A 24,766-nucleotide genomic window follows, 5' to 3' on the forward strand; every position below is an offset into this window, starting at 1 on the left:
GTAGACCCGCCCAATTCTGGGCACGCTGCGTTCGTGCACATCGGGACGTCGGGGTGGAGTTACGACCACTGGGAGAACGTGCTGTACCCGCCGAAGACGCCGGCGCGGGACCGGCTGGCGCACTACGTGCGCGCGTTCGACACCGTCGAGCTCAACGCGAGCTTCTACCGCTGGCCCCGCGTCGAGACGTTCGAAGGCTGGCGGGAGCGCCTGCCGTACGGCTTCCGGCTGACCGTGAAGGCCCCGCGTGGGCTCACCCACGCCAAGCGGCTGCACGAGCCGGAAGTCTGGATCGAACGCATCGCGGCCGCCTGGCACGAGCTCGGAGACAAGCGCGGGGTTCTGCTGGTGCAGACGCACCCGAACCACGCCCGGGACGACGCCCGGCTGGACTACTTCCTGGGTGCGCTGCCCTCGTGGTTGCCGGTGGCGGTCGAGTTCCGTCACCCCAGCTGGCACCACGAGGCGGTGTACGCGCTGCTGGAGAAACACGGCGCGGCGTACGTCGTTCTGAGCGGTGCGGGCTTGCCGTGCGTCCTCAAAGCGACAGCGCCGTTCGTGTACGTCCGGCTGCACGGACCGGACCACGATCACCTCTACGCGGGGTCGTACTCGGACGACGACCTGCGCTGGTGGGCCCACCGCATGGGGGAGTGGGCCGCCTCGGGCCACGAGGTGTGGGCGTACTTCAACAACGACGGCCACGGCCACGCCGTCCGCAACGCCCAGACGCTGCGAGCGCTAATTGGCTAGCTCGAGTACGTATCGTGAAGTCATGCGCACCTTTTTTCGTCGCCCCCGGTTGTCGGGTGGCGCGAGCGTTCTTCGGTAGCGCGCGGGCTCGGCAGCCGGGGGTGATCCGCCCTCCCGTCGCTGACAAGGATTCCCGTGAACACACCTCTGCTCGTTTCTGCCCTGGAACTGCGTGACCTGACCGACCCGTCCGCCGGTCCGCACGCCCTCCAATTGCTGCTCGACGACCTGGTGGCCGCCGACTGGGGCTGCCCGGTGGACGTCCAGCGGTCCTCGCCGCTGGTCGCCGTCGAGGACAACTACGACCGGCTCGGGTACGAGCCCGACGCGGTCACCCGCGACGCGCGGTACAGCCGGTACGTGGCCGAGACCGTGATGCTGCGCAGCCACACGTCGGCGGGCATACCGCCCGCGCTGCGGCGGCTGGCCCCGGAACCGGACGTGCTGCTCGTGCTGCCCGGCCTGGTGTACCGCCGGGACGTCATCGACCGGCTGCACGTCGGTGCCCCGCACCAGGTGGACCTGTGGCGGGTGACGTCGTCGCCGGTCTCGCTCGACGACATGGTGGCCCTCGTCGTCACGACAGTGCTGCCCGGTGCGCGATGGCGGCTGACCCCGGCGTCGCACCCCTACACGTGCGACGGGCGGCAGATCGACGTCGAGACGCCCGGCGGTTGGGTGGAGCTGGGGGAGTGCGGGCTGATCGCGCCCGCGGTGCTCGACCGGGCGGGTGTGCGCGCCTCCGGTCTCGCGCTGGGGATCGGACTCGACCGTGCGCTCATGCTGCGCAAAGGCGTCGACGACATCCGCCTGCTGCGGTCGGCGGATCCGCGGGTGGCGTCGCAGATGCTCGATCTCTCGCCGTGGCGGCCGGTGTCGCGTCAGCCGGCGGCGCGTCGGGACCTGTCGGTGGTCGTCGACGGCGTGCCGGACGCCGAACTGCTCGGCGACGCGGTTCGCGGCGCCGTGGGCGAGGACGCCGAGGCGCTGGAGTCGGTGGAGATCGTGACCGTCACGCCCTACGTCGACCTTCCGCCCGCCGCCCGCGGGCGGCTCGGCCTGCGCCCGGACCAGCTCAACGTCCTCCTGCGTCTGACGTTGCGCCCACCGACCGGCACGCTCACCGCCGAGGAGGCCAACCGCCTGCGCGATGCGGTCTACACCGCGGTCCACCGGGGCCCGCGCGCGGAGCTCAGCGCAGAACAACCCGCGACCGGCGTCGACGACCGGGAACAGGGCGTGGCGTCGGGGATCACGTCGACGAGTTCGGGTTGAACCTCCGGGCCGGTGGAGAGCGGTGGCTCAGGCGACCTTCGGTGCGCTGCGCAGCAGGTTCGTCAACGTCGTCTCGAGTGCGGTGCGCAGTTCGCCCGGGCGCACCACCACGGCCGGCTCGTCGGTACCCCGCGCCGCCAATCCGGCGTCGACGAGTTCGCGCAGCACGTCGCTGGGCTTGATGCCGCGCTGGGTGGCCTCGGCGGCGACGCGCGCCGACACTTCGGCGTCGAGGCGCACGGAGTGGGTGACCTTCGCCTGCCGCGGCTCGCGTTCGACCACTGCGCCGTCCCAGTTGTCGCTGGCCAACGCCGTCTCGATGTCGTCGTGGACGCTCATTGGTCGGTCCCTTCGTCGAGCAGGCGCGCGATGGCCGCTGCCTCGTGGTCGTCCAGCTCCCGTGCGGTGACGACCGTGTAGGTGTCGTCCTGCTTCTCCTCGATCAGGACGACGACCAGCCACCGGCCGTCCCGGTCCTGCCCGGCCACCCGTAAGACCGCGCCGATCGGCTGCCGGATCCGGGGTGGAACGGTCAGCACATCGAGTACGGACTGCCAGGTGATACCGGAGATGCCGAGCTTGTCGTAGGCCGCCTCGTCGAAGCTGTAGGTCTCCATCGCGTGGGAACGTACACGATTGTATGCGCTCGGCCGCGCGGGCGGTATCCGTCGCGATGCCGACCGTGTCACCCGATGGGAGAGCCGGCGGCGCGGGTTCGGCGTCGTTGTTCGCGGCGGTGGCGGGCCTCGGTCGGGTCGGCTACCGGCATCGCCGCGAGCAGTGTGCGGGTGTAGTCGTGTTCGGGGGCGGTGTAGACGCGTTCCGCGTCGCCGAGTTCGACGATGCGGCCGGCGTGCATCACCGCGATGCGGTCGGCGACCTGGCGGACCACCGCGAGGTCGTGGGAGACGAAGACGAGCGTCAGCCCGTCTTCGCGCCGGACGTCGTCGAGGAGAGCGAGCACCTGCGCCTGGGTGGTGACGTCGAGCGAGGACACCGGTTCGTCGCAGAGGATCAGGCGGGGGCGGGGGGCGAGTGCGCGGGCGATGCCCACGCGTTGGCGCATGCCGCCCGAGAGTTCGTGGGGGTAGCGGTCGTAGGAGGCCGCCGTGAGGCCGACGCGTTCGAGCAGGTACTCGATGCGGTCGCGGGGGTTGTCGGCTTTGACGAGCCGGAGGGGTTCGGTGATGCTGTCGCCGATCGTGCGGCGGGGGTTGAGGGAGGACAGGGGGTCCTGGAAGGCCATCTGGATCGCGCCGGGTGTGCCGTCGAAGGTGACGTCGCCGGAGGTGGGGGGTATCAGGCCGGCCATGATCCGGGCGAGCGTGGACTTGCCGGTGCCGCTCTCGCCGACCAGCCCGAGCGTCTCGCCCTCGCGCACGTCGAGCGTCACCACGTCGACGGCCCGCATCGGCACCGGCCGCCGCAACCCGCGCCGAGGCAGCGGATACTCCTTCGTCACCCCCCTGAGCCGCATCAGCGCGCCCGCGCCCGGCGGCCCAGCCGCCGCGACCGCGACCTCGCGTGCGGCGGCCGCACGGGTCCCACTGGCCGCGTCGGTTCCCTGCGCCGCGTCGGTCCCGTGCGCCGCGTCGGTTCCGTGCGCCGTGTTCGTCCCGTGCGCCGCGGTTCCCGCGGCCGAGGGGCGCCCGGTGGAGGGGACGGCGGCCAGAAGTTCGCGGGTGTAGGGCGCGGTCGGCGTGGTGAGGACCTCGTCCACCGGACCCCGTTCCACCGCGCGGCCCGCGCGCATGACGACCACGTGCTCGGTCGAGCCGGCCACGACGCCGAGGTCGTGGCTGATCAGGACCAGAGCCGCCGACGTCGTCGCACGCACCTCGTCGAGCAGGTCGAGAATCTGCGCCTGCACGGTGACGTCCAACGCTGTCGTCGGCTCGTCGGCGACGATCAGCCGCGGCCGGCACGCCAACGCCATCGCGATCAGCGCCCGCTGCCGCATGCCCCCGGAGAACTCGTGCGGGTACGCCCGCGCCCGCCGGGAAGCGTCGGCGATGTGCACCTGCCCGAGCACCTCGACCGCCCGCGCCCACGCCTCCTTCGCCGACGCCCCGGTGTGCAGCCGGTACACCTCCGCGATCTGCGCCCCGATCGAATGGAACGGGCTCAGCGCGGACAACGGATCCTGGAACACCATCGCGATCTCGGCGCCCCGAACCGCACGCACCGTCGCCGCGTCCGCGGTCACCAGATCGACGTCGCCATAAACGATTCGACCGTCCACCCGGGCGTCGTCGGAATGCAGCCCGAGCAACGCGAGCGCGGTAGCGCTCTTCCCGGACCCGGACTCGCCGACGATCCCGAGCGCCCCACCCGGCTCCAGCGTGAACGACAGGTCGTCGACGGCCTGCGTCGAACCGAACCGGATCGACAGGTGCTCCACTGCCAACAGCGCGGTCACCGCAACTCCACCCGAGGATCGACGACGGCCAGCATCATCTCGGCGACGGTGTTCGCGACGATGACGACACCCCCGGCCACCAGCGTGACGCCGACGACCACCGGCAGGTCGATGGTGGTCACCGCGCCGACGAGCAGCTGACCGATCCCCGGCAGGCCGAACATCGTCTCGGTGAGCACGGCGTGCGTCATCATCTGCGCGAGGTCGATCGCGGTCAGCGTCGTCAAGGGAATGAGGGCACTGCGCAGCGCGCGGGTGCGCAGGATGCGCCGCTCGGACAGGCCGTAGGCACGCGCGGTGCGGACGAAGTCCTCGGCGAGCGCGCCCTCCACGCCGGCCTGCGTGAGCCGGGCGTACCCCGCCGCCTGGATCAGCGCCAACGCGATCCAGGGCAGGATGAGGTTCTGCGCCCACGCCGCCGGGTCGGTGGTCAGCGGCACGTAGGACGGGAACGGCAACCACTGCAGGCGGACGCAGAACAGCAGGAGCAGTGCGAGGCCCCAGAGGAACACCGGCACCGCGTACCCGACCAGCACGAAGCCGTTGACCGCCCGGCGCAGCAGCTGGAACCGGCCCCGCCCGGAGATCAGGCCGGCGCCGACCCCGAGCAGCAGTGCGAGGATCTCCGCGCCCAGCGCCAGCGACGCCGACACCGGTAGCCGTTCGGCGACCATCGAGGACACGGCCTGGTCGGTCTCGAACGAGTAGCCCAGGCACGGCGCCGCGCAGTGACGCACGTCCGGACCGGACGAGTAGTCCCGGCCCACGAAGACGCCGCGAAGGAAGTGCGCGTACTGGACGGGAACGGGATCGTCGAGTCCCATCGCCGTGTGGACGTCGGCCAAGCGCTCGGGCGTGCAGCCCTTGCCGCACGCGAGCACCGCCGGGTCGCGCGGGGCGAGGTAGAACAGCGCGAAAACGATCACCGACAGGCCGAGCAGCACCAGCGCGCCACTCGTGATCCGCCGGGCCAGATAGCCGATCATCGCGGATCCAGCGCGCGCCGCAGGCTGGTCGCCGCCAGCGTGAACGAGAGCAGCGTCAGGAACAGCATGCCGCCGGGCACGATCACGTACATCGGGTCCGACCGGAACCACGTGGTGGCCGACGACAGCATCTGTCCCCAGGACGCGGTGGGCGGCCGGACACCGACACCGAGGAACGACAGCGCCGCCTCCGAGATCATGTTCTGCGGCACGAGCAGGGCCGCGTAGGCCAGCACGGGCGCGGCCAGGCCCGGCAGGATCTCCCGGCGGGCGACTCGCGCCCGGCCGGCACCGGCCAGGCGCGCGGCCGCCACGTAGTCGCGGGTACGCAGGGACACGGTCTCCCCGCGGGTGATCCGCGCCGTACCTCCCCAGCCCAGGAACCCGATGACGAGCGTCAGCAACAGTGGCCGGGGCCATGAGTCCGGCACGATCGCCAGCAGTGCCACCGCGAGCACCAGGTGCGGGAACGCGATCGCTAGGTCGGCGACACGGCCGAGCACGGCGTCGGCGAACCGTCCGCCGAGCCCGGCCGCGAGCCCGACGGTCAGCCCGATCAGCACCTGCAGAACCGTGGCCGCCACGCTGACGCCCAGCGACACCCGTGCGCCGTAGAGCACCCGCACGAACAGGTCACGCCCGGTTCCGGGTTCGACGCCGAGCCAATGCGTCCCGTCGAGCCCACCGAGCGGTCCGAGCGGGACGCCGCCCCGGTCGGAGTCGAGCAGGTCGTCGTGGAACGTGGTGGCGTCCTGGCCTTCCCACGCGGCCAGCAGGGGAGCGGCGAGCGCGGCGACCGTCATCAGGACCGCGATCGCCGCGCCGGCGACGAACGCCGGGTCGCGCGCCAGCCGGTGCCACAGCGAGCGGGCCCGGAGCGGCGCCGGATCCAGCGCGTCGGGCGGATCCAGCGCGTCCGCCGGTTCGAGAGCCGTCACTTCACCGAGACCCGGGCGACGTCGTACTGGCCGCGCCACCCGTCGGGCACGGCGTTCTTCACGCCCTTGCCGAACAGGTAGGTGTCCTTCTCGTGGGTGAGCGGCACGTACAGGGCCAGCTTCCCGAGTTTCGCGTCCAGCGCGCCCCACCGCTTGGCCGCCGCGGCCGGGTCGGTCAGCGCGTTGATCGCGTCGATCTCGGTGTTGACGCTCGCGTCGTCGTACTGGGCGAGGTTGAAGTTGCCGCCGGCCTTGATGATCTGACGGCCGTCGAAGATCGGGACGAGGAACGGGCCGCCGGACGGCCAGTCCGCGCCCCAGTCGTTCAGCGTCAGCGCCGGCTGGGTGGCGGGCTTGCCGACGACCTCGCGGTAGGAGGCGCTGTCGATGGCCTTCGGCCGCACGGTGATCCCGGCCTGCTTGAGCGCTTCCTGGACTGCCGCCGCGACCTTCGGGCCGAGGCCGTTGGAGTCGTCGTTCTCGTAGGCGAAGTCGACGGTGAGGCCGTGGGGATACCCGGCCTCGGCCAGCCGCTTCTTCGCGGCCGCCGGGTCGCCGGACTTGCCTGCCGGGAAGTAGTCGTACGCCTGGTAACCCAGGGCCTTCTGCGGCGGAAGGAACGTCGTGGACGGGCCGGCGGACGCGGTGCCGCCCAGCGCGTTGACCACCGAGGTCCGGTTCACGGCGTAGGACACCGCTTCCCGCACGCGGATGTCGTCGAACGGCTTCTTGGTGGTGTCGAACGCCAGGTACGTGGTCGACGGGAACTCGCCGCGGGCCACCCGCTCGTCGAGCTCGCTGCCGGTGCCGAGCTGGGCGAGCTGGTCCGGCCCGATGATGCCGTCGGTGGTGACGGCGTACCGGTCCTGGCCGGAGCCGGTGGCGATGCGCTGGTTGATCACGGCGGAGTTGAGGCCGGACGTCACGTCGACCTTGTCGGGGCACGCGTAGCGCAGTTCGTCGGTCGTGCGGTTCCATTTGTCGTTGCGCACGAGCTTCAGGGACTTGCCCTTGTCGTACGACGCGATCTTGTACGGACCGCTCGACACCGGCTTGTTGCCGTAGTCGACGCCGGTGTCCTTCGCCTTGGGCACCGGGGCGAACTGCGTCGCGGTGGCCAGGAACGGGAAGTCGCCCTCGGGCTTGCGCAGTTTGAAGATGATCGTCTTCTCGTCGGGCGTCTCGATCGACTCGAGGCCCGCCGGCTGCTTGTAGGGGCCCTGGTAGTCGGCCGCGCCGATCAGCCAGTCACGCAGGTACGGCGCTCCGCCGGGCAGCTCGGGGGCGAACGACCGCTCGATGCCGTACTTGACGTCGGCCGCGGTGATCGGGGTGCCGTCCTCGAAGTAGACGTCGTCGCGCAGGTGATAGGTCCAGGTTTTCGCGCCGTCCGACGGCGTGCCCAGGTCCGTGGCCAGGTCGGGCGCCGGCTTCGTGCCGGCCTGGCCGGGCTGCCGGTTGCGCGTGGTCAGCGTGCGGAACAGCAGCGACGGGACGTTGCCGCCGCCGGAGGTGTAGAGCCGGGCCGGGTCGAGTTGGGAGATCCCGCCCTGGTTCAGCACGACGAGCGTGCCGCCCTGGCAGTTCGCGGGGTCGAACGCGGAGGACGAGCCGCTGCTGTCGTTGTCGCAGGCGGCCAGCGTCGCGGAGCCCAGGGTGAGGGCGAGCGCGACGGCCAGGGGTTTACGCATACCGATCCTTCGCGGGGTCAGCTAGGACGCACTATTCCGATGTGTCCGGTAGGCTAACGGTCGTGGTCGCTTATGGACAAACAGCGAGCGCCGGACGGTCGACTCGGCGCGCCGACCTGCCGTCGGCGGCGCCGAAAGCCGCGCGCGACTCGGCCGGCGTCGTTCTGCGCACGATCCTCGATCACGGCCCGGTCGCGCGGAGTTCGATCGCCCGGGTGGCCCGGCTGTCCACCGCGTCGGTGAGCGGGATCCTGGCCACGCTGATCGACGACGGGTTCGTCCGCGAAGTGCCGGAGGCGGCCGGTCCGCCGGGGTTCGGGCGGCCGGCGCCCCGGCCGGCGTCCTCACCGCGCTGAGCAGCCGGATCGCCGCCTTCCGCGCGGAGCGCGCCGGCCGGCGCGGTGCTGGCCGAGGCCACCGGGCTCCCGGTCCGGGTCGACAGCCATTACCGGGCACTGCTCAAGGCCGAGCGGTTGCTGTTGGCGGACGAGCCGCTCGATGCGCTGACCCGGATCCGGATGCACGCCCTGCTGCGCAAGCTCTGCGCGGCGCACCAGCCGGCGGTGCTGCTGATCACCCACGCCGTGGACGAGGCGATCGCGCTTGCCGATCGGGTGATCGTGCTCGACGGGGGCGTGGTGCGCACCGACGTCCCCGTCGACGGGTCCCGGTCGGATCTGCGGACCTACCTCCTCGAAGAACTGGGAGTCTGAGGGGCGGGCTGCCGCACCTGTCGCTCGAAACGGACGGCCGTCGACGAGGAGTCCGTCATGACAGCAGCGGCAACAGCCGGCGGCCCTGGCGCTCGAGTTCGGGCAGGTACGGGGTGTCGGAGAGGACGAAGTGCGTGATGCCGAGTTCCTGGTAGCGCCGCAGGGACTTCGCGACGTCGGCGGCGGATCCGACCAGCCACGTGGTGCCGGCTCCACCGCCGCCGTACCTGCCGGGCGCGGTGTAGAGGTTGTCGTCGAGGACGTCGCCGCGCGCGGTCAGGTCCAGCAGCCGCTGCTGCCCCACGGCGACGAACCAGTTCGGGTCCTTCTGGATTGCTCCCTCGGCCATCTTCGCGACTTTCGCCTCGGCGTCGGCCCAGGCCTGTTCGGTGGTGTCGCGGACGAGGGTGGTGACGCGGAGGCCGAATTCCAGCGGCGGATGCGCGCGGCCTCGTTCCGCGGCGAGTGTCCGCAACCGTTCGATGCGCTTCTGCACGTCGTCGAGAGGTTCGCCCCAGAACAGCTGGACGTCGGCCTCGGTGGCCGCCACGGCTTCGGCGGCTGCGGAGGCACCCCCGAAGTAGAGGCGCGGGGGCTTCGCCGGGCGCAGTTCGAGCGTCGAGTCGGTGACGCGGAAGTGCTCGCCGTCGAACGTGACGTGTTCTTGGGTCCACAACGCGCGGACAATGCGCATGAACTCGCGAGTGCGGGCGTAGCGGTGCGCCTGGTCGCCTTCGTCGTCGCCGTACGCGGCCAGGTTGTCCTTGCCCGACACGATGTTGACCAGCAGCCGGCCGCCGCTGAGATGGTTGAGCGTGGCGGCGGTGGACGCGAAGTGCGCCGGGTGCCAGTAGCCCGGACGGACGGCGGCCAGTGGCTTGAACGTCGTGGTGCGGGCGGCCAGCGCGGTGGCGACCGTGAGCGTGTCGGGCCGGCTCCACCCCGTGCCGATCAGCGCACCGCCCCACCCGTGCTCCTCGAGGGCGAGCGCCTGCGCGGTGAGCGTCTCGAGGCTGTTGTGGTTCGCGGTCACCGCGTCGCCGCGGTGCCCCGGCGCGACCTGGTTCGGGATGTACCAGAGGAATTCCGACGCCATCGCTGTCCCTCCTATCTGGACCAGAGGCGCTCAGCTGTCGTGGTCACGACAGCCAGGCTCCTCTGGTCTGGTGTGGACGTAGACTCGGCGAGCTCCGGGTGGGCAGCAAGGGGGCCGCGGCGCGCGGCCCCCTTCACCCGCGGCGTCCCCATTCTTCGGACAGCAGCTGGTAGGAGCGCACGCGGTCGGCGTGCTCGTGGGTGATCGTGGTGACGACGAGTTCGTCGGCGCCCGTGGCGTCGCGGAGCTGTTCGAGCTTGTCGGCGACGGTGCCGGGCGCGCCGACCAGCTGGGTCTCGATGCGATCCTTGACCAGGTCGGCGTCCACGTCGAACGCGGCGGCTTCCGCGGGTGTGGGGTAGGCGATGGCGCCCGCTCCGGAGCGGATGCTGTGCACCCACGGCGCGTACCCCGAGGCCAGCACGGCGGCCTGCTCGTCGGTCTCGCCGACCACCACGTCCGCGGAGACGCTCACGTACGGCTGGTCGAGCTCGGTCGAGGGCTTGAACGCCGCGCGGTAGGCGTCGACAGCGTCGATCACCGTGCTCGGGCTGTGGTGGTAGCTGGCGACGAACCGCAGGCCGTTCGCTCCGGCCACGGTCGCGCTGGAGCCGCCGGACGCCCCGAGGATCCAGACCTGCACCGCGGCGCCCTCACCGGGGTACGCGTGCCCCGACGGGTGGGTGCCCGCCAGGAGCGCGAGGACCTCGTCGATCTGTTCGTCGTAGCCGGGGGTGTAGGCGCCTGGCTGCTGCAACAGGTTGAGTTGTGCGGCGATCTTCCCGCCTGCCGTTTTGAGCAGCTGACTGACGTCGTAGTGCTTGGGCAGTAAAAGGCCGTTGTCGGTGCGTTCGTCGGACTGGTGCGCGCCGCCGCCCCGGTTCTTGAGGTAGGCATCAGCGGCGCCGGTGACCGCGGTCTGGGACTCCGGGGCCGGCTTCTGGCGGCCGAACGAGCGGCCGATGCCGAGGTCGATGCGGCCGGGGAACGCGGCGTCGAGCAGCCCGAACTCCTCGACGGTGGCCAGCGGCTGGCGGTGCCCGAACTGGACCCCGGCCGAGCCGAGCCGGATCGTGGACGTGGCGGCCGCGGCCAGCGCGATCGACACCGCGGGGGACGCCCCGAGCACGCCCGGGTTGAGGTGGTGCTCGGCGAACCATTAGCGGTGGTAGCCGGAGCGTTCGGTCTGCTGGGCCAGGTCGATGGCGTTGCGGACCGCGGTGGCGGTGCTGTCGCCGCTGCTGCGGGGGACGAGGTCGAGAACGCTGAGCGGAGTACTGGACAAGGTCGTCCTCCCTATTGCGCCTATAGGGTTACTGTAATGAAGCTCCGCACGTAGGCCAAGGCGGCGGTGAACGACGCTTTCAACGGTTCGCTGCTCCGCATCGTCTGGGCCAGGACGACGCCACCCTGCCACGCGGTGAGCAGCGCCAACGCGAGTTCGTCCAGGTCGGCGTCGGCGCGTAGTTCACCGCGCTCGCGCATCGCGCGCAGACCGTTCGAGATCAGCTCCTGCCAGCGCAGGAACGCCTGGTAGAGATCCTCGCGGGTCTCCTCGTCCGACGCGGTGAGCTCGCCGGCCAGCGAGGCGAGCGAGCAGACGCCCTGCTCGTCGAGGTGCTCGATCGCTGCCTCGCACCAGGCGCGCAGGGCGTCGTAGCTGTCGAGCGCACCCATGATCGGCTGACCGGGTACGGGTGGCTCCTCGGACTGCCGGGCGATGACCGCCCTGATCAGCGCCTGTTTGCTGTCGAAGTAGTGGTAGAGCTGCGAGCCGCTGACGCCGGCTGCTCTGCGCACGTCCTCGGTGCTCGTGCCGGCGACTCCGCGTGCCGCGATGAGCTCGGCCGCCGACTGCAGGATGCGGTCCCGGGTCGCCTGCCCTTTGCGCGTCAACGTCATGGTGCTCAGCGTACTGGGTTGCGTAACCCAAAAACCGCGCGTACAAATTGGGCTGCCCAACCCAGAAAAGAGGATTCCATGTCTGAGTTCGCTGGTAAGACCGCTCTGGTGACCGGCGCGACCGCCGGGATCGGACGCGCCGTCGCGCGTCAGCTCGCGGCGCGCGGTGCCGACGTCGTGGTGCACGGCCGGGACGCGCAGCGGGGTGCTTCGCTCGTCGAGGAGCTCGGGGGTCGGGCGCGTTTCGTCGCCGCCGACCTGTCCGACGCTTCCCAGGTGCTGCGATTGGCGGCCGAGGCCGGACCCGTCGACATCCTGGTGAACAACGCCGGCATCTACGACTTCGCCCCGACGCCCGCCACCACCGCCGCGGACTTCGACCGGCACCTCGCGATCAACACGCGCGCACCGTTCCTGTTGGTCGGCGCGCTGGTGCCGGCGATGATCGAGCGCGGTGGGGGCGTCGTCGTCAACATGAGTTCGACGTCGGCCACGATGGCCGCGCCGGTCGGAGCGGTCTACGGGGCCTCGAAGGCGGCGCTCGAACTGCTGACGAAGTCCTGGGCCACCGAGTTCGGCGCGTCCGGTGTCCGGGTCAACGGCGTCTCACCGGGCCCGACGCGCACCGACGGCACCGAGCGGATGATCGGCGACAACCTCGACGCGTTCGCGCAGCAGATCAACGTCCGCGGCCGGATCGGCGACCCGGACGAGATCGCGGACGTCGTGGTGTTCCTGGCGGGGGAGCGCAGCAGCTACATCAACGGCACCGTGGTGGTGGCCCACGGTGGCGAGCGCTCCCTGCTACCGGTTTAGAACGACTGCGCGATCATGTGCCGGAGCGCGGCTTTGCGCCGCTCGTGGTCGGTTTCGCTGGTCGGCGACAGGCCCACCACCGACCAGCTCAGCGCCGCCGCGTTGAGCAGCGCGAGGACGTCCTCGGGGCTCGCTGTCGCGTCGAGTCTGCCGTTCTTCTGCGCGTCGGTGATCGCGTCGTGCTTGTCGCGCACGGCGTCCGCGTTCATCGGGAGATCGACGCCTTCGAGCCGGGCCCAGGCCAGCAGGCGGATGACGTCGGGGCGCCGCTGGGCGGCCTCGTACAGACCGACGGCGTAACCCGGCAGGTCATCGACGGTGAACGGCGTCTCGTCGACGATCGCCGCCGCGTGCAGGCGGTACACGGCGGCGAACAGGCCCTGTTTGTCGCCGAAGTAGGCGTAGAGCTGGGCTTTGTTGACCCCGGCTTCGGCCGCGATCCGGTCGACGCGGGCACCGGCGATGCCGTGCGCGGCGAAGTCCTCGGTCGCGGCGGCGAGGATGCGCCGGCGGGTCTCGGGGGCATTGCGCGTTCTCACGGATCCGAGGCTACCTTAGTAACCAACCAGTTGGTAACTAGGGAGTGTCGTCATGCTGAAGTACGCCGTGGAGACGGCGGGCGGTTCCATCCGTCCGATTTCCGCTGAGCTCGGGCCGCTCGGACCGCGCGAGGTCGACGTGCGAGTCACGCACTGCGGCGTCTGCAACACCGACGTCAGCCTGATCGACGACGTCTACGGGCTGTCGCGGTATCCGCTGGTCGCCGGGCACGAGGCGGTGGGTTCGGTGGTCGCGGTGGGCGACGAGGTGGACGGGCTCGTCGTCGGTCAGCGCGTGGGTGTCGGCGGTGTCGCCGGTTCGTGTCAGGCCTGCGAATGGTGCCTGAGTGGTCGGCAGAACCTGTGCCCACGCAAGGACATCACCGCGTTCCGCGGTGCGGGCGGCGCCTTCGCGCAGGTGGTGCGGGCCGGCGACTGGCGTCACGTGCAACCCATTCCATCGACGCTCGACGCGGCGTCGGCGGCGCCGTTGCTCTGTGCGGGATCCACTGTGTTCCCCCCGCTGTTGCGCCACGTGCGGCCGATCGACCGGGTCGCGGTGGTCGGCGTCGGTGGCCTCGGGCACCTCGCGATCCAGTTCGCGGCGGCGTGGGGGTGTCACGTCACGGCTATCACGTCGACATCCGACAAGGCGGCAGACGCGCGCCGGTTCGGGGCGCACGAGGTGGTGTCGGAGCCGGCGCTGGACTCGTTCGACTTCGTGCTCTCCACCGTCCCGGCGGACCTGCAGTGGGACGCGTACGTGGGGTCGTTGCGTCCGGGCGGGACGCTGTGTCTGGTGGGGGTTCCGCACAACCCGGTCGCTGTTTCCCCGATGCCGTTGCTCACCGGTGAGCGCACCGTGACGGCCGGGAACGTCGGGACGCCGACCGAGCAGCGCGCGATGCTGGAGTTCGCCGCGCGGCACGGGATCGCGGCGCAGGTCGAGACGTATCCGGTGGCCCGGATCGACGAGGCGCTCGAGCGGGTTCGCCGCGGTGACGCCCGCTACCGCGTGGTGCTCGAGATGTAGTCGCCCTGATCCAGATCGTCCAGCAGGCCTTCGCGGGAAGGTGCCCAACCGAGCAGGGCCTGGGTGCGCGCGCTGGAGACGGGAGCGTCCACCCCGTAGAGCATCCCCAGGTACGGGTTCGCAAAGTGGGTGGCGGCCGTCCCGGGGGTCAGCGAAACGGTGGGCAGGCCCAGGCCTCGGCCGATCGTCTCCGCGATGGTGCGGAAGACGACGCCGTTCTCCGCGACGCCGTGCAGCACACTTCCGGCGGGCGACTTCTCCACCGCGAGCCGGAACAGGACGGCCGCGTCGGCCCGGTGGACGGCGGGCCACCGGTTCGCGCCGTCGCCCACGTATGCCGACACTCCGGTCTCGCGTGCGGTGGCGATCAACATCGGGACGAAGCCGTGGTCGTCCGGGCCGTGCACAGTGGGGGCCAACCGCACGACGACGGCGCGCACGCCCCGCTCGGCGAAGGCCAGGCAGGACCGCTCGCCGGCGACCCGGAACCCGGCGATGCCGTCCGCCAGCGGTTCGTCGGTCTCGTCGCTCTCCCGGTTCAACGGCATCACGAGCGTGCCCGACGTGACGATGAGCGGCTTGTCCGAGCCTTCGAGCGCTCGGCCGAACGTGTCGATCGCGTTCGTGTCGCGTCGCGCCATCTCGTCGGGCCGGGCGAAGTCGCCGCCGTAGCCCATGTGAAGCACGCCGTCGGCGTCCGCGGCGCCCCGGCGGAGGCTTTCCAGGTCGTCCAGCGAGCCCCGGTGGACGGCGGCGCCCAGCGCCCGCAGCCGCGCGGCGGAGGCGTCGGACCGGGCGAGGCCGGTGACGGTGTGCCCTGCGGCGATCAGCTCGGCGACGACGGTTGGACCGGTCTGGCCGGATCCGCCGGTGACGAAGACATGCATACGAACCTACTTCGATGAGCCAGTCACTGGCGTTACGCTGGGTGCGTGCCACGGAGTGGAGCGGACGCACGGCGTCGCCTTCAGCAGGCGGCTCTGGATCTGTACCGGGAGCGCGGCTTCGACCGGACGACGGCGGCCGACATCGCCGAGCGCGCCGGCGTCAACACTCGGACATTTTTCCGCCACTTCCCGGACAAGCGCGAAGTGCTCTTCGACGGCGAGGCCGACCTGCGTGCCGCGTTGACGCGGTATGTGGCCGAGGCGCCCGACGGTCTGTCACCGGTCGAGGTGCTTCTGCGCGCCTTCCGCGAGGCCGCGCACATCCTCGAGGACAGTCGGCCCTTCTCCGAGCCGCGACTCGCGCTGATCGCGACCACGCCGACGCTGCGCGAACGCGACCTGGCGAAAGGCGAGGCCATGGCCGCCGCCCTGGCGGAGGCGCTGTGCCGACGCGGAGTGCGCCGACGGGTGGCTGACCTCGCCGCCCACACCGGTTGGGCTGCCTTCCACCACGCGGCACAGAACTGGATCGACGATCCCGAGGTGGGGTTGGATGCCCATCTGGTCCGGGCGTTCGAGGACCTGGGTGCGCTGTTCAGGGCGTGAGCAGTGCGTCTCGGCAGGTCGTGAGGAGTGCGTGGAGCCGGGCGGCGTCGGCTCGGGTGAGGGTGCGGGTCATCTGGTTCGCGACCGAGGCGACGCCGGTACGCGCCTGATCGAGGAGTGTCACCGCGGTGTCGGTGAGCTCGGTGGCCCGCTCGCGCCGCGGACCCGCGTCGTCGGAGCGCGTGATGAGCCCGCGCTTCTCCAGGCCCTGCAACACGATGTTCGTGGACTGCCGGGACACGAACACGCGCCGGGCGAGTTCCGAGCCGGTGATGCCGGGGGTGTCGTGCAGTGCCTGGAGGCAGGCGTACTGCGGCACGGTCAGGCCGAGCGGCCGGAGCACCTCGTCCATCCGCTGGTGCAGGACCGCCTGCGTCTCTTTGATCAGCACGCCCAGTTCTTCGTTCGCCGTCATGTCAATAGTTTGACACTCGCCTGATTCAGTGTCAGTGTATTGACACTTAATCCAGTGAAAAGGAGCAAGATCATGACGACGACCGGCCCTGACTTCGTGTCGTTCCAGGTACGTGACCGCGAGGCGTCCGGGAAGTTCTACGAGGAAACGGTGGGGCTGACGCGGCTCCCGGCGCCGAACCCGCACGCGGTGGCCTTCTCCACGGGCAGTGGGGTGTTCGCGGTGCGCGACCCGCTGCCGGGGGTGGACCTCGACGCGATCGGCCAGCTCGGAGCCGGTATCGGCGTGTGGTTCCACAACGAGGACGCCGCGGGCCTCCACGCCCGCATGGCGGAGCAGGGTGTGCCGATCGTGCTCGACCCGTTCGAGGGTCCGTTCGGGCTCACGTTCGCGTTCCGCGACCCCGACGGCTACGTCGTCACGATCCACTCCAAAGCCTGAGCGTCAGGACCTCGAACGCGAGAGGGGTGCTGACACCGGTTGACTTTGTCGCAGGCTATGACTCATCCTACTGATACAAAGCTTGCGACATTCGGGGTGATCACATGCGACAGACCGAGGACGAGTTGTGGCTGGCCCGGCACGGGTTGGCCGAGGCGCACCCGACCCCGCTGCTCGCGGCGCGGCTGGACGTGCGGCGCCGCGCGAAGCTCGCCGACAGCGTGCTGTTGGCAGTGTTCCTGCTGGGCGCGGCGCTCGCGCGCGTACTGGGGCAGCTCGTCGTGCTGACCGTGCTGGTCGTCGCGCTGTTGGTGGGTCAGTGGCTCGTCGGACGCTGGGTGCGGCGGGTCGACCAGCGGGTCGGCGCGGAGCTGCCCCGGCGGGTGGCCCACCCGGTGAAGCTCGGCTGGTCCGACGTGCTGGGCCTGCCGTACGCGATCTTCACGGTCGCGAGTTACGCCGGTGCGTTCCTGCTCGCGGCGAGCGTGCTGCCGGTCGACGACTCCGAACTGCGGTACGGAGCGATCGTCGTGCTGATCAGCCTCGTCGGTGCCGGAGCCGGTCTGGTCCTGCAGCTGCGCTATCTGTTGGCCAGCCCCGCCGTGGCGGAGGACGAAGCGTCACTGATGGCGGATATCGTCATGCGGGTGGAAGACGCCCGGACGCTCGTCACGCCCAGCCTGGTGTGGTCGCTGCCGGCGATTCTGCTGTACGGCGAGTCGCTGGGCTGGTGGAACGCGATCTCGGTGGTGCTGGTGGTGGCGGGTGTCCTCGCGTTGGCCCTGATCCACACGCGGACCGGTGGCGTCGGGGCGGCGGCTCGGCGGGTGATGGAGGCTCGATGATCGTCATCGATGCGGCGTCGCCGACACCGCCGTACGAGCAGCTCCGGGCGCAGTTCGCGAAGCAGATCCAGGACCGCACGCTCGCTGTCGGAACGCGCCTGCCGACGATCCGGCGACTCGCCGCCGACCTGGGCCTCGCGGTGAACACGGTCGCCCGCTCCTACCGGGAGCTGGAGGAGGCCGGGATGATCGAAACGCGCGGGCGGTCCGGCTCGTTCGTGTCGGCCGCCGGTGAGAAGGCCCTCGAGCGCGCCCGCCGCGCCGCCCGTGACTACGCGGCGATCGTCACCAGCGTGGGTATCGACGCCGACGAGGCGATCCGGATCGTCGAGGCGGCATTGGCCGCGCCGCTCAGCGAACGGCGATAACTTCCCGGATCGACCAATCCGGTCGGGCCGTGGCTCCGAAGTACTGGTGTGACACAGACACAGCGACTCGCGCTCGGCGCCTCGATCGGGGTGGCCGAGCCGGTGGCGGCGCTGGTCGGCCGTGACGGCGCGACCGGCTGGCACTCAGTCGTCGTCACCGCCGAATAGCTACCCCCGATGGAAGGACACCGTCATGACGCGCATCCGTACTCGGCTACTCGGAGTTACTGCGGCCTCACTGCTCGCGCTGAGCATGGCGGCCTGCGGTGGATCTGACAGCAGCACCGACACCGCCAGCGACACCGCCTCCAGCGCCCCGGCTCCGTCGGCGAGCGAGATGACCTCTTCCGCCAGCATGGACCAGCCGTTCGGCGCCGCGTGCTCGGCCGTCCCGGCCTCGGGCTCCGGCAGCTTCAGCGGAATGGCACAGGACCCGGTCGCGACCGCCGCCAGCAACAACCCGGTGCTCTCGACGTTGGTCACGGCCGTGAAGACCGCCGGGCTCGTCGACACCCTCAACGGTGCCAAGAACATCACGGTGTTCGCGCCGACGAACGACGCGTTCGCCAAGATCCCGGCGGCACAGCTCAAGGCCGTGCTCGCCGACAAGGAGATGCTGACGAAGATCCTGACTTACCACGTGATCGGCTCGACGGTGACGCCCGAGCAGCTCGGCACCGGCGGCCCGTTCAAGTCTCTGCAGGGCGGGGAGGTCACCGCGATGGGCAGCGGCGAGGACTTCACGGTCAACGGCGACTCGAAGGTCGTCTGCGGCAACGTGAAGACCGCGAACGCCACGGTCTACCTGGTCGACACCGTCCTCATGCCGAAGTGACCCAGGGCTAAGCGGTGGTTGGTGCCCCGTCGCCGGCGAAGTACGGCTCGGACGCCTCCAGGCGGGGCACCTCCACACCCAGCCGCCGCGCCTCGGCCAGGGTGTCGCGGCAGACCGCGCGCAACTCCTCGGGGTTGGCGTGCGCCTGCATCACCCGGCGGGTCGGCGGGAAACGCGCGAACAGGGTGGCGAGCAGCGGAGCCGCCAGCCAGACGGGCGCCCGGAACGGCAGCAGTTCGTTGCGGTGCCGCCGCGGATCGACGCCACGTGCCTCGACGAGCGGGACCAGTTCGCGGGTGGCCAGAATCGCCTCGCGCAGGTCACTTGTCTTCAGCGCGGACAGCGAGCCCGCCTTCAGGCTCTGGGTGTGCAGGCCCGCGTTCTGGATGAAGTGGACGAACAGCCAGCCGCGGAAGTCGGAGTTCTCCCCGATCCGGAAGCCGGCGCCGCGGAACACCCCGCGCACCGCCTGCTCGCGCTCGGTCGGTGGCCGGTCCAGAGTGCCGAAGAAGACGACGGGCAACAGCGCCCCCCGCAGCACGCCGTCGGCGCCGAAGCCACCGCCGGCCCCGGGAAAGCCCCAGGCCACCTGATCGGCAGGGAAGTGCTCGGCGGCGGCAGCGGGCTCGTCCCACAGGTTGTTGAAGATGAGGACCGTGGCCCCGCCCACGAGCGGTCCCAGGAACGCCGCGGCCTGGGCGAAGCTGTAGTGCTGGACGCTCAGCACGATCAGGTCGAAGTCGTGATCCGGATCCAGCGACTCGCGGTAACGCACCGGCCAGTTCTGCTCGACGCGTTTGCCCCACGGGCGGCGTCGCGCGTCGAGCAGGTCAACCTCGATCGTGTCCCCGTAGTCGGCGGCCCGGCCGGGCCGGACGTAGAACTCGACGTGATGGCCGGCGCGTTCCAGGGCCCATCCGTATGTCGCGCTGATCACGCCTCGGCCGAACATCAGGATCTTCACGCACACCTCACCGCTATAATTGGAGATCGTCTCCACTTCGAAAGATATGGAGATGATCTCCACTTGTCAACGGACGGAGTCGCGTGACCGAGGCCAAGCCGCTGCGCGCCGATGCGCGCCGCAACCGGGACGCGCTGATCGCCAAGGCCCGCGAACTGTTCGCCGACGGCGGTTTCGACCTGCGGTTCGACGACTTCGCGAAGCTGGCGGGCGTCGGCACCGGCACGCTCTACCGCCACTTCCCCACCCGGGAAGCCCTGGCCGAGGCGGTCTACCGCGAGGAACTCGTCGCGCTGTGCGACCGCGCCCGCGAGTTGCAGGCCACCCTCCCGGCCGAGGAGGTGCTGGAGTCCTTCCTGCGTGGACTCGTCAGCCACCTGGACGCCCACGAGGGCCTGGCCCGCAGCCTCGTGACGCTGATGGCGACCCGCACCGGCGCGCTGGCCGAAGGTGCCCAGGCCCTGGGACAGGTCGTCGACGATCTGCTGGCCGCTGCGGTCCGGGCCGGAGCCATCCGCGACGACATCGGGGTCGGCGCCGTGATGATGGCCCTGCAGGGGATCTGCGCGGCCTACGACCACCCGACCTATCGAGCCGACGCGGACGGCGTCATCACGCTCGTCCTCGACGGCCTCCGCACTGCGCCGCAGCGCGCATCCGGGCCGGCGCGCGCATCCGGGCCGAACCCGGGCTAGGCGTCCGCGCGGGCCCAGCGCATCGCGGTGGCGACCTCGGCGTCGCCGGGCTCACCGGTGGCACTCAGCCCCGCGATCACGCCCTCCTGGTCGGCTTCCGGCCGGTTCTGGCTGAGTTTGGCTTTCCCTTCGACCCGGCTGATCACCAATTCCAGTCCGACGATCGCCCGCAGCTGTCCGTCGATGAAGCGGTCCGGGGCGTCGGTGACCTGCCACGGCTCGTCGCGGTTCGCCTCGTGGGCGTCGGTCAGCCGGGTCACCAGCCCGCGGAGCCACTCGACGTCGTCGTGGGCGACCAGCCGCCCGTGCACGTGCAGCACCTCGTAGTTCCAGGTCGGCACCACCCGGCCGTGTTCGCGCTTCGACGCGTAGAAGCCGGGGGAGACGTACGCGTCCGGGCCGGTGAGGATCGCCAGCGACTCGGTGTCGGGCAGGTCGCGCCAGTGCGGATTGTTGCGCGCTACATGGCCGAGCAACGCGTTGCGTTCAGCGTCGAAAAGCATGGGCAGTGGCGTGGAGAGCAGCCCGGCGGCGGTGGGCGTCACCAGGTGCGCGAACCCACCGCCTGCCAGTAGTGCGGCTTGCCGGTTCGCCGGAACGGCGAAGTGGGACGGGACGTACATACCAGCAGCTTAACGGCGGCGGGCGTAGTAGGAGCGGATGTCCTCGGGGATCAGCAGGACGCCGAGCAGGGCCATGCCGATGACCAGTCGGAGGGCGGGGGAGAGCGCGAGGTGCCAGTCGGGGGCGTCACCGATCGCGGGGGCCGCCGCGAGGATCGTGAGCGTGGCGGCGACCGTGACCAGGACGTACGCGAGGTGGTGACCGCGCCAGAGTCCCACCAGCAACAGACCCCACACCCCGAGCTCGAGGACCGGAACGATCGCGAGCGCGTCGTGGTGGAGGATGCCGTTCACTCCCAGATAGGCGGAGTGCACGGCGTAGGCGGCGGCCAGCAACGTGGCGGCCACGACCGGCACCGGCCGGCTGGGTGCGGCGTGCAGTGGGACGGCGTTCATTTCGGACCCCCGTGGATCGGTTTCCACAAGGGTCGGGGCGGCACGCGGAACGGTTGGTTACCCGCGTGACATCAGCCCTGTCTCGACGGCAACAGAGCCTGACGGCGACAGAGCGCGTGGGAGCCGGAGCGGCTCCCACGCGGCTCGGCCTACTTCGAGGGCTGCGGGGTGGAGCAGTTCACCTTCGGGTTGAGGCCGAAGTAGTTCAACGGACCGGCGACGATCGTGACGAGGATCGTGCCGGTCTTCGCGCAGGTGGCGTCTCCGCCGGAAAAGTAGTCGCGCTGTGCGGCAGCGATGACGCCGATCAGCAACCAGATCACTACGACAACGCTTCCGATTCGCATCGTGCTGTCCTCCTGGTGTGGGGGCATCCGGGCGGGGGGTTGGTGATGCCCGCAAATCTGCTCCCCCTATTCCCCATTGGAAGCGCAGCCAAGCAGTTACTTCGGGTGTCAGGAATTCCTCGACGTGCGGCCGCGTGCGGCGAGGAACGCTGCGGGGCCGTCGGGCTCCTCGCCGGCGGGGAAGACACCGCGGGAACCCCGGTGGTGGGAAGAACAGCAGGTGAAGTGGGTACTAGTACTACTGTCCGGCTGTCGGCTGGTACCGCTTGTGGCGGACAAAGGTCTCATCGCAAGTTCCTGCGGAGGAGGAGACCTCATGAAGGCGACGTTCGTAGCACTCGGTGTGGTGGCGGTTCTGGCGGCAGCGGCTCCGGCGGTGGCGGGGGTGACCGGCAACAGCGCGCTGAGCCGGGAGGTCGCTGTGAAGACGGCGCCGTCGCCGTCGGCGACCAGCCATTCGGCGACGCCGCGCCCATCGGCGTCGGCCGACGACAAGGGCGGTCTGCGTACGTCACGCACGGCCGAGCCGGGCGACGACGGGGGCACGCCGGGCGACGACCAGGGTACGCACAGCAGCAGCCCGCACAGCAGCAGCACTCACTCGAGCACTCGCACCGCCGAGGCCGGCGACGACCACGGCGGCCGCCGGGGCCGCGGTGGAGACGACGACAGCAGCGGCAAGGGCAGCGGCAACAGCGGCTCGGGCAACAGCGGGCACGGCGGCGGGTCGGACGACGGCCCGAACCACGACTGAGCAAGGATCGCACGGTGACCGACGACAACTGGGTGGTGCTCACCGCAGCCGGGGGCACCACCCGGGCCGACCGGGTGGTGTCCTGGCGCCGGATCATCGTCCAGTCGGTGCTCGCCGTCCTGGTGGTGTTCGGCGTCGCGGCCTCGGCCGGCACGATCGCCGCCCGCCAGGCCGCGGAGTCCGAGTCGGTCAACGACGCGCTCACCGTGACCGACCTGCTGGCCGGCGCGGTGGTGACCCCGGCGCTGGAGGACGCGCTCCTGTCCCCCGACGCGGCCACGGCGGCCGCCGCAAGGGAGCGCCTCGGCGGCGTCATCGAACCCGGCGTCCTCGTGGGCGCGATCGTGCGCACCAAGATCTGGACGCCCGAGGGCACGATCGTCTACTCCGACGAGCCGCGCCTGATCGGCCGGACGTTCCCGCTCGGCGACGACGAGCGTGCCGTCCTTCGAACCCCGCGCACCCGGGCCGACGTCAGCGACCTCGACGAGCCGGAGAACCAGTACGAACGCAGCGACAGCAAGCTGCTCGAGGTGTACCGGCCGGTCTGGACGCCGGGCGGCACGACGCTGCTCTTCGAAACCTACTCACGCTACGACGCGGTCACCGACCGCAGCGGCCAGCTGTGGCGGGGGTTCGCCAGCATCACGATCAGCAGCCTGCTGCTCATGCTGGTGCTCCAGGCGCCGGTGACGTGGGCGCTGGTCGGTCGCGTCCGCCGGGCCACGCTCCAGCGTGAACAGCTGCGCGAACAGGCGATGGCCGCGTCCGACGAGGAACGCAGACGCATCGCCGCGACGCTGCACGACGGTGTCGTCCAGGACCTGACCGCGGGTGCGTTCGCGGTCGCCGCGGCCGCCGGGAAGGCCCGGTCGACGCCCGGGTCGGAGTCGCTCGCCGAGCGGCTGGACTCGGTCGCCGGCACGGTACGCGCCGGGGTCGGCAGCATGCGGTCGCTGCTGGTCGACATCTACCCGCCGTCACTGGTCGACTCCGGGCTCGCCGCCGCGCTGGAGGACCTGGTCACCGGTCTTCGCGAGCGCGGCACCGCGGTCGAGATCACCGTCGAGCCCGCTGTCGAGCTCTCGCCTGACGTCGAATCATTGCTGTTCCGGGTAGCGCAGGAAAGCCTGCGGAACGTGGCGAAGCACGCGAACGCGTCGCACGTCGTGGTAGCGGTGACCGGGGCGGTCACGCTGGAGATCAGCGACGACGGGGTGGGTTTCGACCCGGCGGGGGTCGTGCCCGACGGGCACTTCGGGCTGCGGGTCATGGCTGACCTCGCGCGGAATGCGGGCGCGATGCTCGCTGTCGCGTCCCGACCGGGCGGCGGCACCCGTTGGCGGTTGGAGAAGAAAATATGACCGTCCGGGTGCTTCTGGTGGACGATCACGCGCTCGTCCGCGCGGGGCTCGCGTCCCTCTTGGAGGACGCCGATCAGATCGACGTCGTGGGCGAGGCGGAGGACGGCGCGCGGGCGATCGAACTCGCGCTGCAGTTGAAGCCGGACGTCGTGCTGATGGACCTGTCGATGCCGGTGATGGACGGGGTCGAGGCCACGCGCCGATTGCTCGCGGAGCAGCCGGAGAGCACGGTGCTGGTGCTGACGTCGTCGTCGGGCCGCAGTTCGGTGCAGGACGCGCTCGCGGCCGGAGCCACCGGCTACCTGCTCAAGGACGCGGACCCGCGGGAGCTGGTGGCCGGCATCCACGCGGCCGCGCGCGGGGACGCGCCACTCGATCCGCGCGTGGCCCGCGCGCTGCTCCCCGGTGCCGCGCCCGACCCGGCCGCGTCGCTCAGCCCCCGCGAGCGGGAGGTGCTGCTGCTGGTGGCGAAAGGACTGGCCAACAAACAGATAGGCCGGACGCTCGGCATCACCGAACGCACGGTGAAAGTCCACCTCGGGAACGCGTTCAAGCGCATCGGGGTGGGTGATCGCACGTCGGCGGCGCTGTGGGTGCGCGATCACCTGACCGCGGAGGATTAGCGGCGGCCCGGCCGGGGGCACTTACGTTGGCAGGACCGGTCGAAGGGGCGCGCGATGCTGGCGATGAACAAGTACCCGCAGGAGTACGTGGACGCCTGCCGGCGTGAAGTCGACGCGCAGGTCCAGGCGTTCCGGGCGCTCGACGGATCTCCGGCCGTGCGCGAGTTCGAGCCGGTGTTCTTCAACAACCTCGTGCTGCGGCTGGAGCACCACTTCGTGCACCGGGTGCGGAGGGGCGGCGACACGCTCAACGAGGTACGTGTCGTGGCGATGTCGTTGCTGAGCAACGGCGGTGTGATGGCTGCGGACAAAGCGATCACGCTCGACCCGTCGACGTCGGTGCTGAAGCTTCGGGTCGGTGACCCGATCGCCGTCCGTGAAGCGGACTTCCTCGCGCTGGCGAAGGCGTTCTTCGCCGACCTGGAGGCGAAGTACGTCTAGG

At 70.8% G+C, this 24,766-nt stretch carries 30 protein-coding genes and 2 pseudogenes; 16 read left to right on the forward strand and 16 right to left on the reverse strand.

What is annotated here, in order from left to right:
* The first annotated feature begins 33 nt into the window (after window positions 1–33).
* Entirely contained in the window at window positions 34–753 is a 720-nt protein-coding gene (locus ACGFY5_RS24325; RefSeq protein ID WP_392723129.1) for a DUF72 domain-containing protein, read from the forward strand.
* A 135-nt stretch (window positions 754–888) separates the two neighbouring features.
* The gene (locus ACGFY5_RS24330) at window positions 889–2,028 is read left to right on the forward strand and encodes a hypothetical protein (RefSeq protein WP_392723131.1); all 1,140 of its coding nucleotides are present in this window, start codon (window positions 889–891) and stop codon (window positions 2,026–2,028) included.
* A 27-nt stretch (window positions 2,029–2,055) separates the two neighbouring features.
* Here ACGFY5_RS24330 and ACGFY5_RS24335 read toward each other — a convergent pair whose 3' ends face one another.
* The 6 genes from ACGFY5_RS24335 to ACGFY5_RS24360 form a co-directional block, all read right to left on the reverse strand.
* A complete protein-coding gene (locus ACGFY5_RS24335) occupies window positions 2,056–2,367 on the reverse strand; it encodes a hypothetical protein (protein WP_392723132.1) in 312 nt (103 codons plus the stop codon).
* Window positions 2,364–2,645 (reverse strand): hypothetical protein, encoded by a 282-nt coding sequence (locus tag ACGFY5_RS24340; RefSeq protein ID WP_392723134.1) that lies wholly within the window; start codon window positions 2,643–2,645, stop codon window positions 2,364–2,366. Before ACGFY5_RS24340 ends, ACGFY5_RS24335 begins: the two co-directional genes overlap by 4 nt.
* A 68-nt stretch (window positions 2,646–2,713) precedes the next feature.
* A complete protein-coding gene (locus ACGFY5_RS24345) occupies window positions 2,714–4,447 on the reverse strand; it encodes a dipeptide ABC transporter ATP-binding protein (RefSeq protein WP_392723136.1) in 1,734 nt (577 codons plus the stop codon).
* Window positions 4,444–5,433 (reverse strand): ABC transporter permease, encoded by a 990-nt coding sequence (locus ACGFY5_RS24350; protein WP_392723138.1) that lies wholly within the window; start codon window positions 5,431–5,433, stop codon window positions 4,444–4,446. The genes ACGFY5_RS24345 and ACGFY5_RS24350 overlap by 4 nt, the downstream gene beginning before the upstream one ends.
* A complete protein-coding gene (locus ACGFY5_RS24355; RefSeq protein ID WP_392723140.1) occupies window positions 5,430–6,371 on the reverse strand; it encodes an ABC transporter permease in 942 nt (313 codons plus the stop codon). The genes ACGFY5_RS24350 and ACGFY5_RS24355 overlap by 4 nt, the downstream gene beginning before the upstream one ends.
* The gene (locus ACGFY5_RS24360; RefSeq protein ID WP_392723142.1) at window positions 6,368–8,062 is read right to left on the reverse strand and encodes an ABC transporter substrate-binding protein; all 1,695 of its coding nucleotides are present in this window, start codon (window positions 8,060–8,062) and stop codon (window positions 6,368–6,370) included. Before ACGFY5_RS24360 ends, ACGFY5_RS24355 begins: the two co-directional genes overlap by 4 nt.
* 62 nt (window positions 8,063–8,124) lie before the next feature.
* On the opposite strand from ACGFY5_RS24360, the gene ACGFY5_RS24365 reads away from it, so the two are divergent.
* Entirely contained in the window at window positions 8,125–8,418 is a 294-nt protein-coding gene (locus tag ACGFY5_RS24365; protein WP_392723144.1) for a MarR family transcriptional regulator, read from the forward strand.
* A gap of 93 nt (window positions 8,419–8,511) precedes the next feature.
* A pseudogene (locus tag ACGFY5_RS24370) lies at window positions 8,512–8,775 on the forward strand (sulfonate ABC transporter ATP-binding protein); the annotation flags it as partial.
* A gap of 55 nt (window positions 8,776–8,830) precedes the next feature.
* On the opposite strand, the gene ACGFY5_RS24375 reads toward ACGFY5_RS24370, so the two are convergent.
* The 3 genes and pseudogenes from ACGFY5_RS24375 to ACGFY5_RS24385 all read right to left on the reverse strand — a co-directional run bounded on the left by ACGFY5_RS24375 (window position 8,831) and on the right by ACGFY5_RS24385 (window position 11,773).
* Complete coding sequence (locus tag ACGFY5_RS24375) at window positions 8,831–9,871, reverse strand: LLM class flavin-dependent oxidoreductase (protein ID WP_392723145.1); 1,041 nt, start codon at window positions 9,869–9,871, stop codon at window positions 8,831–8,833.
* A 133-nt stretch (window positions 9,872–10,004) separates the two neighbouring features.
* Window positions 10,005–11,156 (reverse strand): annotated as a pseudogene (locus ACGFY5_RS24380) (LLM class flavin-dependent oxidoreductase).
* Between the two features lie 20 nt (window positions 11,157–11,176).
* The gene (locus tag ACGFY5_RS24385; protein ID WP_392723147.1) at window positions 11,177–11,773 is read right to left on the reverse strand and encodes a TetR/AcrR family transcriptional regulator; all 597 of its coding nucleotides are present in this window, start codon (window positions 11,771–11,773) and stop codon (window positions 11,177–11,179) included.
* Window positions 11,774–11,851: 78 nt separating this feature from the next.
* Between ACGFY5_RS24385 and ACGFY5_RS24390 the strand changes: the two genes are divergently transcribed.
* Window positions 11,852–12,589 carry an SDR family NAD(P)-dependent oxidoreductase gene (locus tag ACGFY5_RS24390; RefSeq protein WP_392723149.1) on the forward strand — a complete coding sequence of 246 codons (738 nt, stop codon included), beginning with the start codon at window positions 11,852–11,854 and terminating at the stop codon, window positions 12,587–12,589.
* On the opposite strand, the gene ACGFY5_RS24395 is transcribed toward ACGFY5_RS24390, so the two are convergent.
* On the reverse strand, window positions 12,586–13,128 hold the full coding sequence (locus tag ACGFY5_RS24395) for a TetR family transcriptional regulator (RefSeq protein WP_392723151.1): 543 nt from the start codon (window positions 13,126–13,128) through the stop codon (window positions 12,586–12,588). The two genes, ACGFY5_RS24390 and ACGFY5_RS24395, sit on opposite strands and share 4 nt — an antisense overlap.
* A gap of 52 nt (window positions 13,129–13,180) precedes the next feature.
* Here ACGFY5_RS24395 and ACGFY5_RS24400 point away from each other — a divergent pair, with 52 nt between their 5' ends.
* Complete coding sequence (locus ACGFY5_RS24400) at window positions 13,181–14,161, forward strand: NAD(P)-dependent alcohol dehydrogenase (RefSeq protein ID WP_392723153.1); 981 nt, start codon at window positions 13,181–13,183, stop codon at window positions 14,159–14,161.
* On the opposite strand, the gene ACGFY5_RS24405 is transcribed toward ACGFY5_RS24400, so the two are convergent.
* The gene (locus ACGFY5_RS24405; RefSeq protein WP_392723155.1) at window positions 14,137–15,048 is read right to left on the reverse strand and encodes an SDR family oxidoreductase; all 912 of its coding nucleotides are present in this window, start codon (window positions 15,046–15,048) and stop codon (window positions 14,137–14,139) included. The two genes, ACGFY5_RS24400 and ACGFY5_RS24405, sit on opposite strands and share 25 nt — an antisense overlap.
* 45 nt (window positions 15,049–15,093) lie before the next feature.
* Here ACGFY5_RS24405 and ACGFY5_RS24410 point away from each other — a divergent pair, with 45 nt between their 5' ends.
* Window positions 15,094–15,654 carry a TetR family transcriptional regulator gene (locus ACGFY5_RS24410; RefSeq protein ID WP_392723156.1) on the forward strand — a complete coding sequence of 187 codons (561 nt, stop codon included), beginning with the start codon at window positions 15,094–15,096 and terminating at the stop codon, window positions 15,652–15,654.
* On the opposite strand, the gene ACGFY5_RS24415 is transcribed toward ACGFY5_RS24410, so the two are convergent.
* Complete coding sequence (locus ACGFY5_RS24415; protein ID WP_392723158.1) at window positions 15,644–16,069, reverse strand: MarR family winged helix-turn-helix transcriptional regulator; 426 nt, start codon at window positions 16,067–16,069, stop codon at window positions 15,644–15,646. The genes ACGFY5_RS24410 and ACGFY5_RS24415 overlap by 11 nt on opposite strands.
* 72 nt (window positions 16,070–16,141) lie before the next feature.
* On the opposite strand from ACGFY5_RS24415, the gene ACGFY5_RS24420 reads away from it, so the two are divergent.
* The 4 genes from ACGFY5_RS24420 to ACGFY5_RS24435 all read left to right on the forward strand — a co-directional run bounded on the left by ACGFY5_RS24420 (window position 16,142) and on the right by ACGFY5_RS24435 (window position 18,558).
* Window positions 16,142–16,510, forward strand: coding sequence for a VOC family protein (locus tag ACGFY5_RS24420; RefSeq protein ID WP_392723159.1), 369 nt, complete (start codon window positions 16,142–16,144; stop codon window positions 16,508–16,510).
* A 104-nt stretch (window positions 16,511–16,614) separates the two neighbouring features.
* Window positions 16,615–17,355 carry a hypothetical protein gene (locus tag ACGFY5_RS24425; protein WP_392723161.1) on the forward strand — a complete coding sequence of 247 codons (741 nt, stop codon included), beginning with the start codon at window positions 16,615–16,617 and terminating at the stop codon, window positions 17,353–17,355.
* Window positions 17,352–17,723 (forward strand): GntR family transcriptional regulator, encoded by a 372-nt coding sequence (locus ACGFY5_RS24430; RefSeq protein ID WP_392723163.1) that lies wholly within the window; start codon window positions 17,352–17,354, stop codon window positions 17,721–17,723. The genes ACGFY5_RS24425 and ACGFY5_RS24430 overlap by 4 nt, the downstream gene beginning before the upstream one ends.
* Before the next feature lie 193 nt (window positions 17,724–17,916).
* A complete protein-coding gene (locus tag ACGFY5_RS24435; RefSeq protein WP_392723165.1) occupies window positions 17,917–18,558 on the forward strand; it encodes a fasciclin domain-containing protein in 642 nt (213 codons plus the stop codon).
* A 7-nt stretch (window positions 18,559–18,565) separates the two neighbouring features.
* Here the strand turns inward: ACGFY5_RS24435 and ACGFY5_RS24440 are convergent, their stop codons facing one another.
* A complete protein-coding gene (locus tag ACGFY5_RS24440; RefSeq protein WP_392723909.1) occupies window positions 18,566–19,522 on the reverse strand; it encodes a ketopantoate reductase family protein in 957 nt (318 codons plus the stop codon).
* An 83-nt stretch (window positions 19,523–19,605) separates the two neighbouring features.
* Here ACGFY5_RS24440 and ACGFY5_RS24445 point away from each other — a divergent pair, with 83 nt between their 5' ends.
* Complete coding sequence (locus ACGFY5_RS24445; protein WP_392723167.1) at window positions 19,606–20,217, forward strand: TetR/AcrR family transcriptional regulator; 612 nt, start codon at window positions 19,606–19,608, stop codon at window positions 20,215–20,217.
* Here ACGFY5_RS24445 and ACGFY5_RS24450 read toward each other — a convergent pair.
* From ACGFY5_RS24450 to ACGFY5_RS24460, 3 genes are all read right to left on the reverse strand, one after another.
* Window positions 20,214–20,840: an FMN-binding negative transcriptional regulator gene (locus ACGFY5_RS24450; protein WP_392723169.1), complete on the reverse strand. Its 627-nt coding sequence runs from the start codon at window positions 20,838–20,840 to the stop codon at window positions 20,214–20,216. The genes ACGFY5_RS24445 and ACGFY5_RS24450 overlap by 4 nt on opposite strands.
* 9 nt (window positions 20,841–20,849) lie before the next feature.
* Window positions 20,850–21,236, reverse strand: coding sequence for a hypothetical protein (locus ACGFY5_RS24455; protein ID WP_392723171.1), 387 nt, complete (start codon window positions 21,234–21,236; stop codon window positions 20,850–20,852).
* Window positions 21,237–21,385: 149 nt separating this feature from the next.
* Complete coding sequence (locus tag ACGFY5_RS24460) at window positions 21,386–21,583, reverse strand: hypothetical protein (RefSeq protein ID WP_392723172.1); 198 nt, start codon at window positions 21,581–21,583, stop codon at window positions 21,386–21,388.
* A gap of 316 nt (window positions 21,584–21,899) precedes the next feature.
* Between ACGFY5_RS24460 and ACGFY5_RS24465 the strand changes: the two genes are divergently transcribed.
* The 4 genes from ACGFY5_RS24465 to ACGFY5_RS24480 are packed head-to-tail and all read left to right on the forward strand — an operon-like array spanning window position 21,900 to window position 24,765.
* Window positions 21,900–22,337 (forward strand): hypothetical protein, encoded by a 438-nt coding sequence (locus tag ACGFY5_RS24465; RefSeq protein WP_392723174.1) that lies wholly within the window; start codon window positions 21,900–21,902, stop codon window positions 22,335–22,337.
* A gap of 14 nt (window positions 22,338–22,351) precedes the next feature.
* Window positions 22,352–23,701 carry a sensor histidine kinase gene (locus tag ACGFY5_RS24470; protein WP_392723176.1) on the forward strand — a complete coding sequence of 450 codons (1,350 nt, stop codon included), beginning with the start codon at window positions 22,352–22,354 and terminating at the stop codon, window positions 23,699–23,701.
* Window positions 23,698–24,324 (forward strand): response regulator, encoded by a 627-nt coding sequence (locus ACGFY5_RS24475; protein ID WP_392723178.1) that lies wholly within the window; start codon window positions 23,698–23,700, stop codon window positions 24,322–24,324. Before ACGFY5_RS24470 ends, ACGFY5_RS24475 begins: the two co-directional genes overlap by 4 nt.
* A 54-nt stretch (window positions 24,325–24,378) precedes the next feature.
* Entirely contained in the window at window positions 24,379–24,765 is a 387-nt protein-coding gene (locus tag ACGFY5_RS24480) for a hypothetical protein (RefSeq protein ID WP_392723180.1), read from the forward strand.
* The last annotated feature ends 1 nt before the right edge of the window (window position 24,766 follow it).

It is taken from the genome of Cryptosporangium sp. NPDC048952 (assembly GCF_043197895.1).
In the GTDB taxonomy this organism is placed as follows: domain Bacteria; phylum Actinomycetota; class Actinomycetes; order Mycobacteriales; family Cryptosporangiaceae; genus Cryptosporangium.